This is a genomic window from Actinomadura rugatobispora (assembly GCF_055379765.1).
In genome coordinates this window covers 7231244-7245582 of the sequence record NZ_AP029191.1, presented here as the reverse complement: position 1 = coordinate 7245582, position 14339 = coordinate 7231244, and the positions used below count along the sequence as shown (strand labels likewise).

Sequence of the window (14339 nt, the reverse complement as noted above, 5' to 3'; positions counted from 1 at the left end):
CCCCCCGGATCGATGAGCCGTTCGATCCCGGCCCGTCGCCCCCCGCCCTGCATCCTTCCCTTCGCTAACCCCAGGGGGACGGTCCGCTTACGGACAGCTTGACACCTCTTTGACCGAGTAAGACTTTTGTATACGGAAGAACCGCCTCGGGGAAAGGACGACCTTGATGGGCGACTTCGAGGATCTGAAGACGGCCATCGAGAGGGAGTTCCCGGGGTGGCTGGTGTGGCGGAGCGACGCGGGCCGCTGGTACGCCACGCGCAGTGGCGATCTCACCGACGCCCAGTTGCAGGCGGGCTACGCGATGACGGTCGCGGCCGATGACGCGGCGGGGCTGCGCGAGCTGCTGCGTGATCAGGCCCGGCGCGACGACGAGGAGCGGTGAGGGCCCGTGGCGGGCGGGGGGCGGCGGCGCCGTTCCGCGGGCGCCGGCGGGCGGCCGGGGAGGCCGTGCGGCCCGGTCCGCGCACGGGGGCGGACCGGGCCGGGACGGCGCGGGGCGCAAGATACCTGTGTCGCTGAGGTGACACAGGAGTGGAGGCTTGGTCGGCGTGGTCGATGTCACCACGGGGGCCAGAAGAGCGTGACCGCACGGATGGCACATCGGCGCGACCCCTACGTGAAGAGTCGTGCCATCCGTGCGGTCGCGGCCGGCGCCCGCGCCATTTCGCGATCACACATTCCGATCACGCTTTTCACGAGGCCGTCTCACATCGTCGCGGGTTGTGTTCTCCTCGTTCCGGTCGCAGGGCGCCGGCGGTCGCGCCGGAAGTAAGGCAGATGTCACGACAACGTGGTGCGGAACGGCGAACTCCGGCCGTGCCCACCACGTTCTAAGGAAGGTGCCGGGCGAGTCCCCGGCGCTTTTGCCCGTTCCTTTCTGGGGGCCCCCTTGGACGTGCAATCAAGGACGCGCGACAGCCGTCCCGCGCTGTTCCGCACCCGGCAGGGCCGGCACGGCCGCCCGCCCCGGAGGCGCCTTTTCCTGGTCGCGCTCGCGGCCGCGCTCGCGGGGGTGGCGACGTCCGCGATCGTCCTGGGGGTGACGGGGTGGCGGCCCGGCGGGGGCGCGGGCGGCACGGTGGAGGCGCCCGCCTCGCCCGCCGCCCGGGTCGGGGCCGGGGCCGGGGCCGACTGGCCCGCGTGGGGCTTCACCCACACGCAGAACTCGGTCGACCACGAGCAGGGCCCGCGGCGGGCCCTCGCCGACCTGTCCGCGGGCCCGGTCGTGCAGGTCACGCCCATCATGGGATGGGGGGTGGACAACCCGCGGCCGCGGCCGGGCGAGTACGACTGGGCGTCGCTGGACCGGCGGATCCAGACGATCGAGGCGACCAAGGGCGTTCCGGTCATCACGCTGTGCTGCGCGCCCGACTGGATGAAGGGCGGGCCGCCCGGCGACACCGACTGGAGCCGGCTGGAACTGGCCGTCGAGCCGAGGTACTTCGACGCGTTCGCGGAGCTGTCGGCGGAGATCGCGAAACGCTATCCCCAGGTGAAGTACTACACCGTATGGAACGAGTTCAAGGGTTTCTGGTATCCGCCCGGAAATCGCTGGGATTATGAGGGTTACACCCGGCTCTACAACAAGGTTTACGACGCCCTGAAGAAGGTCGACGGGGACATCCGCGTCGGCGGCCCCTACATGGTCATGAACAGCAACGCCCCCGGCGGCCGGTACGGTCCGCCTTCGGAGTTGAAGGGCGCGTGGGGCAGTATGGACCAGCGCAATCTGGACGCCGTCGAATACTGGATGCGGCACAAGAGGGGCGCCGATTTCATCGCGGTCGACGGGCACAGCCAGCCCGTCCAGCGCGAGATCGTCCTGAACGACTTCCAGGCGCTGACGAAGTTCTCCGACGTGACCCGGTGGCTGCGCGCGCTCGACCCGGACCTGCCGGTGTGGTGGGCCGAGTGGTACGTCGAGCCGGTGCCGTCGAACTGGACGGCCGGGCGCCGCGCCGCCGTCCACACCGCGGCGATGATGGAGTTCGTGCGGGGCGGCGCGGCCAGCGCGTTCTACTGGAGCCCGCAGACGACCACGACCGGCGACTGCCCCGGCTGCCTGTGGTCGGGCCCGGCGAAGGGCGGCGGGGCCACGCCGACGCTGGCGATGCTGCAGAACTTCGCCCTCTGGTTCCCGCCCGGCACCGCGCTGGTGGAGGTGAAGGCGTCCGACCCGGCGGTGCGGGTGCTGGCGCAGCGGGAGCGGATGGTCGTGGTGAACGGCTCGGCCAAGGCCGTCCGGCCGCTGGTCGACGGCAAAGCGCTGGAGCTGCGCCCCTACGAGGTCAGGTGGGTGGCGCGGTGACGGCGCCGGCGCGGCGGGTCACCGGCATCGACCTGGTGGGCATGGAGTTCTGGGACCGGCCGCCGGAGCGGCGGCTGGCCGACTTCGCGCGGCTGCGGGAGCTGGGGCGGCCGGTGTACTTCCCCGAGCCGCGGGTGCCGCTCGTCCGGTCGGGCCGGGGCTTCCACGCGCTGGTGCGGCACGCCGACGTGGTCGAGGCGAGCCGGAACGCGGCGGTGTTCTCCAGCGAGCCGGCGGCGACGTCGCCGGAGCCGCCGCCGTGGCTGCCGGCGCTGTTCGGCACCCCGATGGTCAACATGGACGATCCCGCGCACGCCCGGCTGCGGCGCATCGTGTTCCGCGCGTTCACACCGAAAATGCTGGCCCGGATCGAGGAGGACGTGCGGGCGACCGCGGCGCGGATCGTCGACGACGTGCTCGCCGAGGGGCCGCGGGACTTCGTGGAGCAGGTCGCGGCGCGGCTGCCGATCAACGTGATCTGCGCGATGATGGGCGTCCCGGAGCGGACCCGCCCGTACGTGCTGGGCCGGATCGACGCGATGACCGCGTACTCGGGGGTGCGCGGGTCGCCGGCGAGCCCGCGCACGCTGCGGCTGCTGTACGGCAACCTGCGGGCCATCGTCGACCTGCACCGGCTGGTGGCCCGGCTGGGCCGGGCCCGCCGCGAGAACCCGGCAGGCGATCTGGTGTCGGCGCTGGTCAACGCCAATCCCGACGGCGAGCGGCTGTCGGTGAAGGAGCTGGGGTCGTTCTTCGACCTGCTGCTGGTGGCGGGCAACGAGACCACGCGGAACGCGCTGTCGCACGGGCTGCGGCTGTTCACCGAGCATCCCGGGCAGCGGGAGCTGCTGACGGCCGGCGACCTGGCCGCCTACGACGGGCGGATCGGCGGGGCGATCGAGGAGATCGTCCGGTACGCCTCGCCGATCATCCAGTTCCGGCGGACGCTCACGCGGGACCACGAGCTGGGCGGGCACCCGTTCCGGGCGGGCGACAAGGTGGTGCTGTTCTACCCGGCGGCCAACCGCGACCCGGAGGTCTTCGCCGATCCCGACTCCTTCGACATCACCCGCTCGCCCAATCCGCACGTCGGTTTCGGCGGTCCGGGCCCGCACCTGTGCCTGGGCGCGAACCTGGCCCGGATGGAGCTGAGGATCATGTTCCGGGAGCTGTACGGGCGGCTGCCGGGGCTGCGGGCGGACGGCGGGCCCGAGTACCTGCGCTCCAGCTTCGACAACGGCATCACCCGGCTGCCGTTCACGTTCGCGAGGTGATCGCGGTGCACGTCGCGGTGACGCGTCCCGGCGAACTCGGCCCGGCCGAGCTGGCGGCCTGGCGCGCGCTGCAGGACGGGCGGCCCGAGCTCGCCAACCCGTTCCTGTCGGCGGGCTACGCGGTCGCGGTCGACCACGTGATCGCGGGCGCTCGGGTGGCGGTGCTGAGCGAGCGGGCGGGCGGCGACATCGTCGGGTTCCTGCCCTACGAGCTGCACGGCCGGGTTTCGGCGGGGGCGATCGGCGGGTGGCTGTCGCTCGGCCAGGGCCTGGTGCACGCGCCGGGACTGGAGCTGGACGCGCGCGAGCTGCTGCGCTCGTGCGGGCTGTCGGCCTACGCGTTCGGGACGCTGGCGCCCGGCCAGCCGTGGTTCGCGCCGTACGCGACCAAGCGGCTCGACTCGGCGGTGATGGACCTGACCGGCGGCTTCGACGCGTTCGCCGGGTCGCTGCGCGCCAGGGGGTCCAAGGTCGTCAGGCAGACCCGCTACAAGGAGCGGAAGCTGGGCCGCGAGGCGGGTGAGGTGTCGTTCGCGTTCGACGTGCGCGACGACGCGTCGCTGGCGCTCGTCCAGTCGTGGAAGTCGGCCCAGTACCGGGCGATGGGCCGCGCCGACCGGTTCTCCCGGCCCTGGGTGGTGCGGCTGGTGGAGCGGCTGCACGGCACCCACGACGACGGCTTCGCCGGGGTGCTGTCCATGCTGTACGCCGCCGGCAGGCCGGTCGCGGGCCATTTCGGGCTGCGCAGCGACCACACCCTGGTGACGTGGTTCCCGGTGTACGACCCCGAGTTCGCCAAGTACTCGCCCGGCCTCGTCCTGCACCTGCGCATGGCGGAGGAGGCCGCGGCGCTGGGCGTGCGGCACATCGACATGGGCCCGGCCGTCGGCTGGCGCTACAAGGAGGAGCTGCGGAACCACTCCATCACGGTGGCGGAGGGGGTGGTGCGGCGCCGTTCGCCGGGCGGGGCCGCGCACTGGCTCAGGCACGCCCCGGTCACCCGCGGCCGCGACCTCGTCCTCGGCAGCGAGCGGTTGTACGGCATGGCCGACCGGGCGATGCGGGGCTATGGCCGCTGGCGGTCGCGCGGCGGCTGAGACCCGTCCCGGCCGCAGGTGAGTTATGCCGTTCCCGGGGCACTCCTAGGGGCGTACCGGACCCAGGGAACGAGGAGGCCATGATCACATGGCACGGGTGACGCGCGAGGAGATCGAGAGACTGGTGGGGGGGCGACCACCACGATCCGCACGGCGTCCTCGGTGCACATCCCGAGCGCTCGGGCGTGACGGTGCGTGCGCTGCGGCCGCTGGCCGAGCGGGTGGAGGTGGTGCTGCCGAACGGGGACCGGCACCGGCTGCGCCACTTCCACGAGGGCGTCTTCGCCGGGACGCTGCCCGAGGACGCGTCGCTGTCGGGGACCGACCCCGGCGCCGCTCCGCTGGCCGTCCCCGACTACCGGCTCGCGGTCACCTACGGCAACGGGGAGGAGTTCCTCCAGGACGACCCGTACCGGCACCTGCCCACCCTGGGCGAGCTCGACATGCACCTCATCAGCGAGGGCAGGCACGAGGAACTGTGGCGCGCGCTCGGCGCGCGGGTCCGCGCCTACGCGTCCGCGTTCGGTCCGGTGTCGGGCACGGGCTTCGCTGTGTGGGCGCCGACCGCCCGCGGGGTGCGGGTGGTGGGCGACTTCAACCACTGGGACGGGCGCGCCCACCCGATGCGCTCCCTCGGCTCCACCGGCGTGTGGGAGCTGTTCGTCCCGGGCGTGGGCGACGGCGACACCTACAAGTACGAGATCCTCGGCGCGGACGGCCAGTGGCGCATCAAGGCCGACCCGATGGCGCAGTGGACCGAGGTGCCCCCGGCCACGGGCTCGCGCGTCTTCACCTCCGCCTACGAGTGGGCCGACGGCGACTGGATGGACCTCCGCAAGGAGCGGTCCTGGGTGAACGAGCCCATGAGCGTGTACGAGGTGCACCTGGGGTCGTGGAAGCCCGGCCTGAGCTACCGGGACCTGGCCGACGAGCTCACCCGCTACGTGAGCGACATGGGCTTCACGCACGTGGAGTTCCTGCCCGTGGCCGAGCACCCGTACGGGCCGTCCTGGGGGTACCAGGTCACCTCCTACTACGCGCCCACGTCGCGCTTCGGGGACCCCGACGACTTCCGGCATCTGGTGGACCGGCTCCACCAGGCGGGCATCGGCGTCATCGTCGACTGGGTCCCGGCCCACTTCCCCAAGGACGAGTGGGCGCTGGCCCGGTTCGACGGCACCGCCCTGTACGAGCACGAGGACCCGTTCCGCGGCGAGCACCCCGACTGGGGCACGCTGGTGTTCAACTTCGGCCGCGCCGAGGTCCGCAACTTCCTGGTGGCCAACGCCTGCTACTGGCTGGAGGAGTTCCACGTCGACGGGCTGCGCGTGGACGCGGTGGCCTCGATGCTGTACCTGGACTACTCGCGCGAGGAAGGCCAGTGGACGCCCAACGTCTACGGCGGCCGGGAGAACCTGGAGGCCATCTCCTTCCTCCAGGAGATGAACGCCACCGCCTACAAGCGCAACCCCGGCATCATGACGATCGCCGAGGAGTCCACCGCGTGGCCGGGCGTCTCGCGTCCCACCCACCTGGGCGGGCTCGGGTTCGGGTTCAAGTGGAACATGGGCTGGATGCACGACACGCTGGAGTACTTCCGGCACGAGCCCCTCTTCCGCCACTACCACCACGGGGAGATCACCTTCTCCCTCGTCTACGCGTTCTCCGAGAACTACGTGCTGCCCCTCTCCCATGACGAGGTGGTGCACGGCAAGGGGTCGCTCCTGGCGAAGATGCCCGGCGACGCGTGGCAGAAGTTCGCGGGGCTGCGGGCCCTGCTGGCCTACATGTGGTCCCACCCGGGCAAGCAGCTGCTGTTCATGGGCTCGGAGTTCGCGCAGGGCGCCGAATGGGCCGAGGAGCGCTCACTCGACTGGTGGCTCCTGGACAACGCCTCCGAGGGCGCCCACCACCTGGGCGTCCAGAAACTCGTGCGCGACCTCAACCGGCTCTACCGCTCCGAACCGGCCTTCTACGCCATGGACGACGCCCCCGACGGCTTCCGCTGGATCGACGCCAACGACGCGGAGGGGAACACCCTCTCCTTCCTCCGCTACGGCACCGCCCCGTCCCCGCGGCAGGAGCAGCCCGTCATCGCCTGCGTGGTCAACTTCTCCGGCGCCCCGCACGAGAACTACCGCCTGGGCCTGCCCAGGGCGGGCGGATGGCGCGAGGTCCTCAACACCGACGCCTACGACTACGGGGGCAGCGGCGTGGGGAACATGGGGCGCGTCGAGGCCACCGAGGAGCCGCAGCACGCCATGCCCGCCTCCGCCCTCGTGCGGGTGCCTCCGCTGGGCGCGCTCTTCCTCGTCCCGGAGGAGACGGGGCCCGGGCAGGCGCCGCCGGACTAGGGTGGCGGCATGTCTCAGCGCCTTCACATCGTGCCGTCGCAGTTCATCGTGGAGCACCTGCCCAACGCCACGTTCCCCGACGACGACGAGTGGATCGCGCTGGTGCGCGCGCCCGAGGGCCTGACCGTCATCCGGGAGGTCCCGCCGTTCGTGGAGGCCGAGCGCTGGGTCGGCTTCTACGGCGAGCCGGACCACTCCCTGGACACGCCCGGCGTGCTGGCCGCGATCGTGGGACCGCTGGCCGGCGCGGGGATCCCGGTCTTCGTGACCTCCACGTTCCACGCCGACCTCGTCCTCGTCCCGGAACTGAAGGTGCCCGAGGCGACCGCGGCCCTGAAGGAGGCCGGGCACCAGGTCGTGCAGTCGTCCTAGGCCTTCCCAGGGAGGCAGCCGAGCAGCCAGCGGGGGCCGGCCACGGACGCGCCCGCCGCCCGGCTGCGGGCGCGGAGCTCGCGGTCGGCGGTGACCACGACGTAGACGGCGCCGGGATCGGGACGGCTCACCAGGTCCACGATCTGGTCGTCGCCGCTCCCGGAGGCCGCCACGACGCGCATGCCGTCGGCGGGCTCGTCGGCGATCCTGCCGGCCGCGCCCTCCACCACCATGACGACCTCGGGAAAGCACGTGTCCAGGGGAAGGACGTCCTCGGGAAGCCCCGACACCCCTTCCTTCAGGGCGGCCAGTTCGTCGCGGAGGCGCGCGTTGGCGCCCGCGCGGTCCTTCCACCAGCCGTCGGCGCGCGCGCCGACGACGTTCGCCGCGTCCACGACCAGCACCAGCCGCTTCAGGGCGTTGCGCAGCACCGGCCACGAAGCGGCGAACGGCGGGAACAGCTTCTTGTCCTCCACCTCCCCTAGGCGCACCCAGGCGGCCTTGCGCGTCTCCCGGGAGGCGGGCCGCACGTCCTGCTTCTCTGGAACGGCCCCGACGATGGAGGCGAACTGCCAGCCCCCGTGGTCCTCGACCCGGATCCCCTGGACCCGGACGCTGCGGGTGTCGAGCGTGCACTCCTCGGCGGTCTCGCGGAGAGCCCCCGGCACCGGGTCCTCGTGGCTGTTCAAGGCGCCGCCGAACATCCCCCACGTCCCGCCGCCGATCCCCCACCAGGCGCGCTGCTGGAGCAGGATCCACACCTCGCCGTCCCGGTCGCGGTGGTAGGCCAGCAGCCCGGACGCGCCGAACCGGCCCCAGTGCGTGTGGCCCCTGGCGCACCGCGCCCAGCCGTCACCGTCGCCTCCCATGCCGCGACCCTAGCCCCTCCCCACCGGGCCGCGGCGAAGGGGCCGTGACGAACGGCACAGCCCCCCGGGGCCGCCGCCCCGCCGGGACCGGAATACGATTCGGTGCTGGACGATGGAACGCGCCCGAGCACGGGGGGACCCAGGTGAGCGTGGAGGCCGCGTACGACCCGACCGCCGGCCCCGGTGCCGATCTGTGGAACACCCTGTCCGGCGCCGACCTGATCCAGGCGATGGGCGACGGGCGGTTCCCGGAGATCTCCGGCGTGAACACCCACATCGGCCAGGCGATCAGCCGCGCCGTGCCCGGCCGCGTCGAGATCGACTGGACCCCCGGCGAGCGGCTCACCAACCCCGGCGGCGCCGTCCACGGCGGCTACATCGCCATGATCCTCGACAACGCGGTGTGCCTGGCCGGCTCCAGCACCTGCGAGCACTTCATGCCGATGCTCACCCTCAGCCTCAACGTCGACTACCTGCGCGCCGCCATGCCCGGCGACACCTACCGGGTCGTCGGCACCTGCGTGCACCCCGGCCGCACCCGCATGGTCTCCAACGCCGTGGTCACCGACGCGCAGGACCGTCTCGTCGCGCAGGCGTCCGCGGCCGTGGTGCCCAACCGGGCTTTCGCGCGCTGAACGCATAGGCTGGGGCCCATGGTGGATCCCGGCACAGTCGTCAACGTCATCAAGCAGGCCCGCGATCGGCGCACCGCGCCGCTGATCCTGGAACTGGACCTCACCGACGGGCTCGTGGAGTCCGCCCCGTCCGACCCGCTGACGGCGCTCATGTCGATCCGCCGCAACCACCTCCGCGACGTCCTGGACGGGCTGCGCCGCGCCCGCGGCGACGCCCGCGTCCGGGGCCTGATCGTGAAGGTGTCCGGCGGCGTCGGCCTGGCCATGGCCCAGGAACTGCGCGAGGCCGTACGGGACTTCCGGGAGGCGGGCAAGCTCACCGTCGCCTGGGCCGAGACCTTCGGCGAGGCCGGGCACGGCACCGTCCCCTACTACCTGGCGAGCGCGTTCGAGCGCGTCTACCTCCAGCCGTCCGGGGACGTGGGGCTGACCGGCGTCGCCCTGGAGGAGCCGTTCCTGGCCGGCGCGCTGGAGAAGGCCGGGATCCAGCCCCGGTTCGCCAAGCGCCACGAGTACAAGACCATGGCCAACACCTTCATGGAGAAGACCTACACGCCCGAGCACGAGGAGTCGTCCCGGCGGCTGGTCGCCTCCCTCGGCGAGCAGATCACCTCCGGGATCGCCGCGGCCCGCGGCCTCACCGAGGAACGCGTCCGGAAGCTGACCGACCAGGGCCCCCTGCTGGCGTCCGAGGCGCTGGAGGCCGGGCTGGTCGACCGGCTCGGCTACCGCGACCAGGTGTACGGCGACGTCCGCAAGGAGATCGGCGACGAGGCGCTGCTGCGCTACGTCTCCCGCTACAACCGCACGCACGGCCTCACCCGCCGCCTCCCCCAGCCCGGCCGCCACGACACGATCGCCCTCGTCAACGGGAACGGCCCCATCCGCCTCGGCCGCGGCGGCCGCGGCGGGCCGCTGCCCGGCCAGGCCCCCGCGATGGGCTCCGACACCATCGGCGCCGCGCTGCGCGCCGCCGCCCGCGACGACCGCGTCAAGGCGATCGTGTTCCGCGTCAACAGCCCCGGCGGCTCCGCCGTCGCCTCCGACGCCATCTGGCGCGAGGTCGTGCTGGCCCGCGAGGCCGGCAAGCCCGTCATCGTCTCGATGGGCAACGTGGCCGCCTCCGGCGGCTACTACGTCGCCATGGCCGCCGACGCCATCGTCGCCCAGCCGGGCACCATCACCGGCTCCATCGGCGTCGTCGTCGGGAAGGCCGTCGTCAACGACCTGCTCGACCGGGTCGGCGTGGGCCTCGGCGCCGTCGCCGACGGCGACCACGCCCGCATGTTCAGCGCCACCAAGGACTTCAGCGACTCCGAGTGGGAGCGGATCAACGCCTCGCTCGACCGCATCTACGACGATTTCACCGCCAAGGCCGCCGAAGGCCGCGGCATGTCCCGCGAACGCCTCCACGAGCTGGCCCGCGGCCGGGTCTGGACCGGCGCCGACGCCAAGGCCAACGGCCTGGTGGACGAACTCGGCGGCCTGGACCTCGCCCTCGACCTGGCCCGCAAGCGCGCCGGGCTGCCCGAGGACGCCCCCGTCCGCACCTTCCCGCACGCCACCCCGCTGGACCGGCTCCGCCCGCCCGAGTCCAGCGACGACCGCACCGCCGCCCGCGCCCGCTTCGACGCCTGGGGCTCCCTGGGCGGCCTCGCCGCGCGCCTGGGCCTGCCCTCGGCGGGCCCGCTCACCCTCCCGGGCTCCTGGGAGATCCGCTGAACGGGGTCACCGACTTCACCGAGGCCATCTCAAGCTTCGCCACCGGCGTGGTCGTCCTGACCGTCCGGGACGGCCGCGACGACCTCGGCATCACTGTGACCTCGTTCATGTCGGTGTCCCTGGAACCGCCGATGGTGCTGGCCGGAATCACCTCCACGTCTTACCTGGCCGAGGTGCTCGACCGCGGCGACCGCTGGGCGGCGACCGTGCTGGGCACCGGGCAGCGGGCCCTCGCCGGCCGCTTCGCCATTCAGGGCCGCCCCAACGCCCGCATCCTCCTCGCGAGCGAGCCGCACCACCGGGGGCCCCTCTCCGACGCCCTGATCGTCGAGGGGGGCCTGGCCGCCCTGGAGTGCGAGACCCGGCAGCGCGTCCAGGCCGGCGACCACACCCTCTTCGTCGCCGAAGTCCGGTCCGCCGACTACGTCGACCGCGGCAAGGACCCCCTGATCAGGGTGAACCGCCGTTATGTCTGAGTCTTGAGATCACTGGGGAGGCGTTCCAGGAGGCCCCTGAGGTCGTCGGCGTGCTCTTCCTCCTGCTCCAGGATGCGCTCGAAGATGCGCTTGGTGGTGGGGTCGCCGTCGCCGATCCACTGGACGATCTCGGTGTAGGACATGATCGCGACGCGTTCGGCGACCAGATCCTCCTTGATCATCTCGACCAGGTCGAGGCTCGCGTCGTACTCGGCGTGGGCGCGGGTGGTGAGGGTGTCGGGTGAGAAGTCGGGCTCGCCGCCCAGCTGGACGATCCGCTCGGCCAGCATGTCCGCGTGCTGCTGCTCCTCCTGGGCGTGCTCCAGGAACTCGGCGGCCACCGACTCGGCGTGGATGCCGGTGGCGGTGTAGAAGTGCCGCTTGTAGCGCAGCGTGCACACGATCTCGGTGGCCAGCGCCTCGTTGCAGACCTGGACGACCCGTTCCCGGTCGGCTCCGTACGCCTCGGTGACCGGACCCTTGTCGATCTCCTGCCGGGCTCGGTCGCGCAACGTCTTGAGATCGGTCAGGAACTCCGCCATGCGTGCCTCCCTCGTGCTGTGCGGGCACGCAGGCTCCTACCCGACGCACGCGTTTCACACTTTCCGTTCAGCGGACGGCCAGGGGCGGGACACGGGATTCTTGAATGATCAGCTGGTTGTTCCCCATCTGACCGAAAGGGTCACTTGTGAACCAGTTCGTCCCCCGCGCCCTGCTCGCCGCCTCCGTCGCGGCGGCCACCCTCGTCGCGGCCGGGCCGTCCCAGGCGGCGGAACCCAAGGAGCGGTCCGTGGTCGCCGGACACCGCGGCTCCCCCGGGCTGGCCCCCGAGGAGACGCCCGCCTCGTACCGGCAGGCGCTCGCCGAGCGCGCCGAGGTCCTGGAGGGCGACGTCCAGCTCACCTCGGACGGCGAGATGGTGCTCGTCCACGACGACACCCTGGTCCGCACGACCGACGCGGAGACGGTGTTCCCCGACCGCGCGCCGTGGCGGGTGGGGCAGTTCACGCTGGCCGAGATCAAGCGGCTGGACGCCGGGTCGTGGTTCCACCCGCGCTTCGCCGGCGAGCGGGTGCCGACCGTGCGGGAGCTGCTGGAGATCAACCGGGGGAAGGCCGGGCTGACGCTGGAGCTGAAGTCGCCCGCCAACAGCCCCGGCGTGGGCGCCAAGCTGGCCGCGGAGCTGAACCGGGCCGGGCTCACCGACGGCAGGACGCTGAAGTCGGGCGCGTGGCGGGTCAAGGTGCACTCGCGGGACGAGGCGGCGCTGCGCGAGTTCCACGCGGGCGCGCCCAAGGTGCAGCTGGCCGTGCTGACCGGCGGCGCGATGCTGGACGACGCGGCGCTGGACCGGCTCTCCGGCTGGACGGTCGGCGTGTTCTCCCACCCGCGGGTCACCTCCGCCGCCGATGTGGAACGTGCCCATCGGCGCGGCCTCAAGGTCTTCAGCGACCCGGTGGACAGCCCCGCGGAGATCACCATGGCGCTGCGCCAGGGCTACGACTGGACGATCACCAACTTCCCGGCGACGGCGCTGCGCGTGCGGGCGGGCAAGGAGCCCTTCCCGCGCGCCAACGGCGTCGTCGTCGACCACGTGTTCCCCAACCCGAGCGGCGACGACCTCCAGCCCGAGACCGGCGAGCACGTGACGCTGCGCAACACCACCGGCAAGCCGATCGACGTGAGCGGGCACTACCTGCGCGACCAGGCCACCAACCTGCTGCGCATCGGCGAGGGGCAGGTGATCCCGCCGGGGAGCCTGCTGCGCGTTTACGTCGGGCCCGGGACCGACCGGCCCGGCGCGTACTACAACAACCTGACCACGGGCTTCCTCAACAACACCGGGGGTGACACGGTGACCTACTTCTCGGCCGGCCACACGGTGCTGGACACCCACTCCTACATCGTTCCCTGAGCGACGCCGCCCTTCCAGACCGCCGCGACCTGGGGCACTCCCGGGCGGTAGGCGAGGTGGACGTGGGAGGGCGCGTCCAGCACGAGCACGTCCGCGCGGGCGCCGGGGCCGAGCCGTCCCACGTCGGTGCGGCGCAGCGCCCGCGCTCCCCCGGCGGTGGCGGACCACACCGCCTCCGCCGGGGTCATGCGCATGTCCCGTACGGCGACCGCGACGCAGAACGCCATGCTGGAGCTGTAGCAGGAGCCCGGGTTGCAGTCGGTGGCCAGCGCCACGGTCGCCCCGGCGTCGATCAGCCGCCGCGCGTCGGGGTAGGGCTGGCGGGTGGAGAACTCGACGCCCGGCAGCAGGGTGGCGACGGTTTCGGAGTTCGCGAGCGCGTCCACGTCCGCGTCCGTGAGAAAGGTGCAGTGGTCGGCGGACGCGGCGCCCATCTCCACGGCTAGTCGCACGCCCGGCCCGGCGCGGAGCTGGTTGGCGTGCAGGCGGGGCGTCAGCCCGGCCCCGATCCCGGCCGCGAGGATCTCCCGGGTCTGGCTGGCGTCGAAGGCGCCCTCCTCGCAGAAGACGTCGATCCAGCGGGCGTGCGGGGCGCACGCGGCCAGCATGTCCGTGGTGACGAGCCGCACGTACCCGGCGGCGTCGCCGGCGTACTCGGACGGCACGACGTGCGCGCCCAGGAAGGTGACCTCGTCGGCGACCTCGGCGGCGATCCGCACCGCCCGCTCCTCCTGCTCGACCGACAGGCCGTAGCCGGACTTGCACTCGACGGTCGTGGTGCCCTGCCGGGCCATCTCCGCGACGAGGCGGCGCAGGTTGGCGCGCAGTTCATCGTCGGTGGCGGCGCGGGTGCGGGCGACGGTGGTGCGGATACCGCCCGCCGCGTACGGCCGGCCGCTCATCCTGGCGGCGAACTCCTCGGCCCGCTCCCCCGCGAACACCAGGTGGGCGTGGGAGTCGACGAAGCCGGGGAGGACGGCGCGGCCGCGGGCGTCGTACGCCTCGTCGGCGGCGGGCGCGGCCACGGACGGCCCGGCCCAGGCGACCGCGCCGCCGTCCAGGATCAGCGCCGCGTCGCGCAGCAGCCCGAGCGGGCCCTCGCCGAGCCCGGGCTCGTTGGTGACCAGTTCCCCGATGTTGGTGATCGCGATGCCCACCGGCCCAGAATCGCATGGCCGGGGGCGGTGCGGACCGGTGTCCGCGCCGGTGGTGTCCCGGATCCGAGACACCACATTGTGGGGGGACGACCCCCCACACCTCCCGGCCAGAACGCACGACCGCCCTCCGGGCACTCGGCCGGTCGTGCCCGGCGGC

At 72.8% G+C, this 14339-nt stretch carries 13 protein-coding genes; 10 read left to right on the top strand and 3 right to left on the bottom strand.

Annotated elements, in window-relative coordinates:
- The first annotated feature begins 166 nt into the window (after window positions 1-166).
- From ACZ466_RS32440 to ACZ466_RS32415, 6 genes are all read left to right on the top strand, one after another.
- Window positions 167-385, top strand: coding sequence for a hypothetical protein (locus ACZ466_RS32440; RefSeq protein ID WP_378282444.1), 219 nt, complete (start codon window positions 167-169; stop codon window positions 383-385).
- Between the two features lie 513 nt (window positions 386-898).
- A complete protein-coding gene (locus ACZ466_RS32435; RefSeq protein ID WP_378282525.1) occupies window positions 899-2311 on the top strand; it encodes a xylan 1,4-beta-xylosidase in 1413 nt (470 codons plus the stop codon).
- Window positions 2312-2352: 41 nt separating this feature from the next.
- Complete coding sequence (locus tag ACZ466_RS32430; RefSeq protein WP_378282526.1) at window positions 2353-3585, top strand: cytochrome P450; 1233 nt, start codon at window positions 2353-2355, stop codon at window positions 3583-3585.
- Complete coding sequence (locus ACZ466_RS32425; protein ID WP_378282445.1) at window positions 3582-4682, top strand: GNAT family N-acetyltransferase; 1101 nt, start codon at window positions 3582-3584, stop codon at window positions 4680-4682. The genes ACZ466_RS32430 and ACZ466_RS32425 overlap by 4 nt, the downstream gene beginning before the upstream one ends.
- A 185-nt stretch (window positions 4683-4867) precedes the next feature.
- The gene (gene glgB / locus ACZ466_RS32420) at window positions 4868-7036 is read left to right on the top strand and encodes a 1,4-alpha-glucan branching protein GlgB (protein ID WP_464041773.1); all 2169 of its coding nucleotides are present in this window, start codon (window positions 4868-4870) and stop codon (window positions 7034-7036) included.
- 9 nt (window positions 7037-7045) lie between these two features.
- Complete coding sequence (locus tag ACZ466_RS32415; RefSeq protein ID WP_378282447.1) at window positions 7046-7408, top strand: ACT domain-containing protein; 363 nt, start codon at window positions 7046-7048, stop codon at window positions 7406-7408.
- Here the strand turns inward: ACZ466_RS32415 and ACZ466_RS32410 are convergent.
- Entirely contained in the window at window positions 7405-8277 is an 873-nt protein-coding gene (locus ACZ466_RS32410) for an NUDIX domain-containing protein (RefSeq protein ID WP_378282448.1), read from the bottom strand. The genes ACZ466_RS32415 and ACZ466_RS32410 overlap by 4 nt on opposite strands.
- A gap of 143 nt (window positions 8278-8420) precedes the next feature.
- On the opposite strand from ACZ466_RS32410, the gene ACZ466_RS32405 reads away from it, so the two are divergent.
- From ACZ466_RS32405 to ACZ466_RS32395, 3 genes are read left to right on the top strand one after another with little or no spacing between them, the layout of a single operon-like run.
- A complete protein-coding gene (locus tag ACZ466_RS32405) occupies window positions 8421-8912 on the top strand; it encodes a PaaI family thioesterase (protein ID WP_378282449.1) in 492 nt (163 codons plus the stop codon).
- Window positions 8913-8930: 18 nt separating this feature from the next.
- Window positions 8931-10634 (top strand): signal peptide peptidase SppA, encoded by a 1704-nt coding sequence (sppA, locus tag ACZ466_RS32400; protein ID WP_378282450.1) that lies wholly within the window; start codon window positions 8931-8933, stop codon window positions 10632-10634.
- Window positions 10635-10681: 47 nt separating this feature from the next.
- The gene (locus ACZ466_RS32395) at window positions 10682-11110 is read left to right on the top strand and encodes a flavin reductase family protein (protein ID WP_378282451.1); all 429 of its coding nucleotides are present in this window, start codon (window positions 10682-10684) and stop codon (window positions 11108-11110) included.
- On the opposite strand, the gene ACZ466_RS32390 is transcribed toward ACZ466_RS32395, so the two are convergent.
- On the bottom strand, window positions 11101-11652 hold the full coding sequence (locus tag ACZ466_RS32390; protein WP_378282452.1) for a ferritin-like domain-containing protein: 552 nt from the start codon (window positions 11650-11652) through the stop codon (window positions 11101-11103). The genes ACZ466_RS32395 and ACZ466_RS32390 overlap by 10 nt on opposite strands.
- Before the next feature lie 146 nt (window positions 11653-11798).
- On the opposite strand from ACZ466_RS32390, the gene ACZ466_RS32385 reads away from it, so the two are divergent.
- Complete coding sequence (locus ACZ466_RS32385) at window positions 11799-13025, top strand: glycerophosphodiester phosphodiesterase family protein (protein WP_378282453.1); 1227 nt, start codon at window positions 11799-11801, stop codon at window positions 13023-13025.
- On the opposite strand, the gene hutI is transcribed toward ACZ466_RS32385, so the two are convergent.
- A complete protein-coding gene (gene hutI / locus ACZ466_RS32380) occupies window positions 13010-14182 on the bottom strand; it encodes an imidazolonepropionase (RefSeq protein ID WP_378282454.1) in 1173 nt (390 codons plus the stop codon). The two genes, ACZ466_RS32385 and hutI, sit on opposite strands and share 16 nt — an antisense overlap.
- Between the last annotated feature and the right edge of the window lie 157 nt (window positions 14183-14339).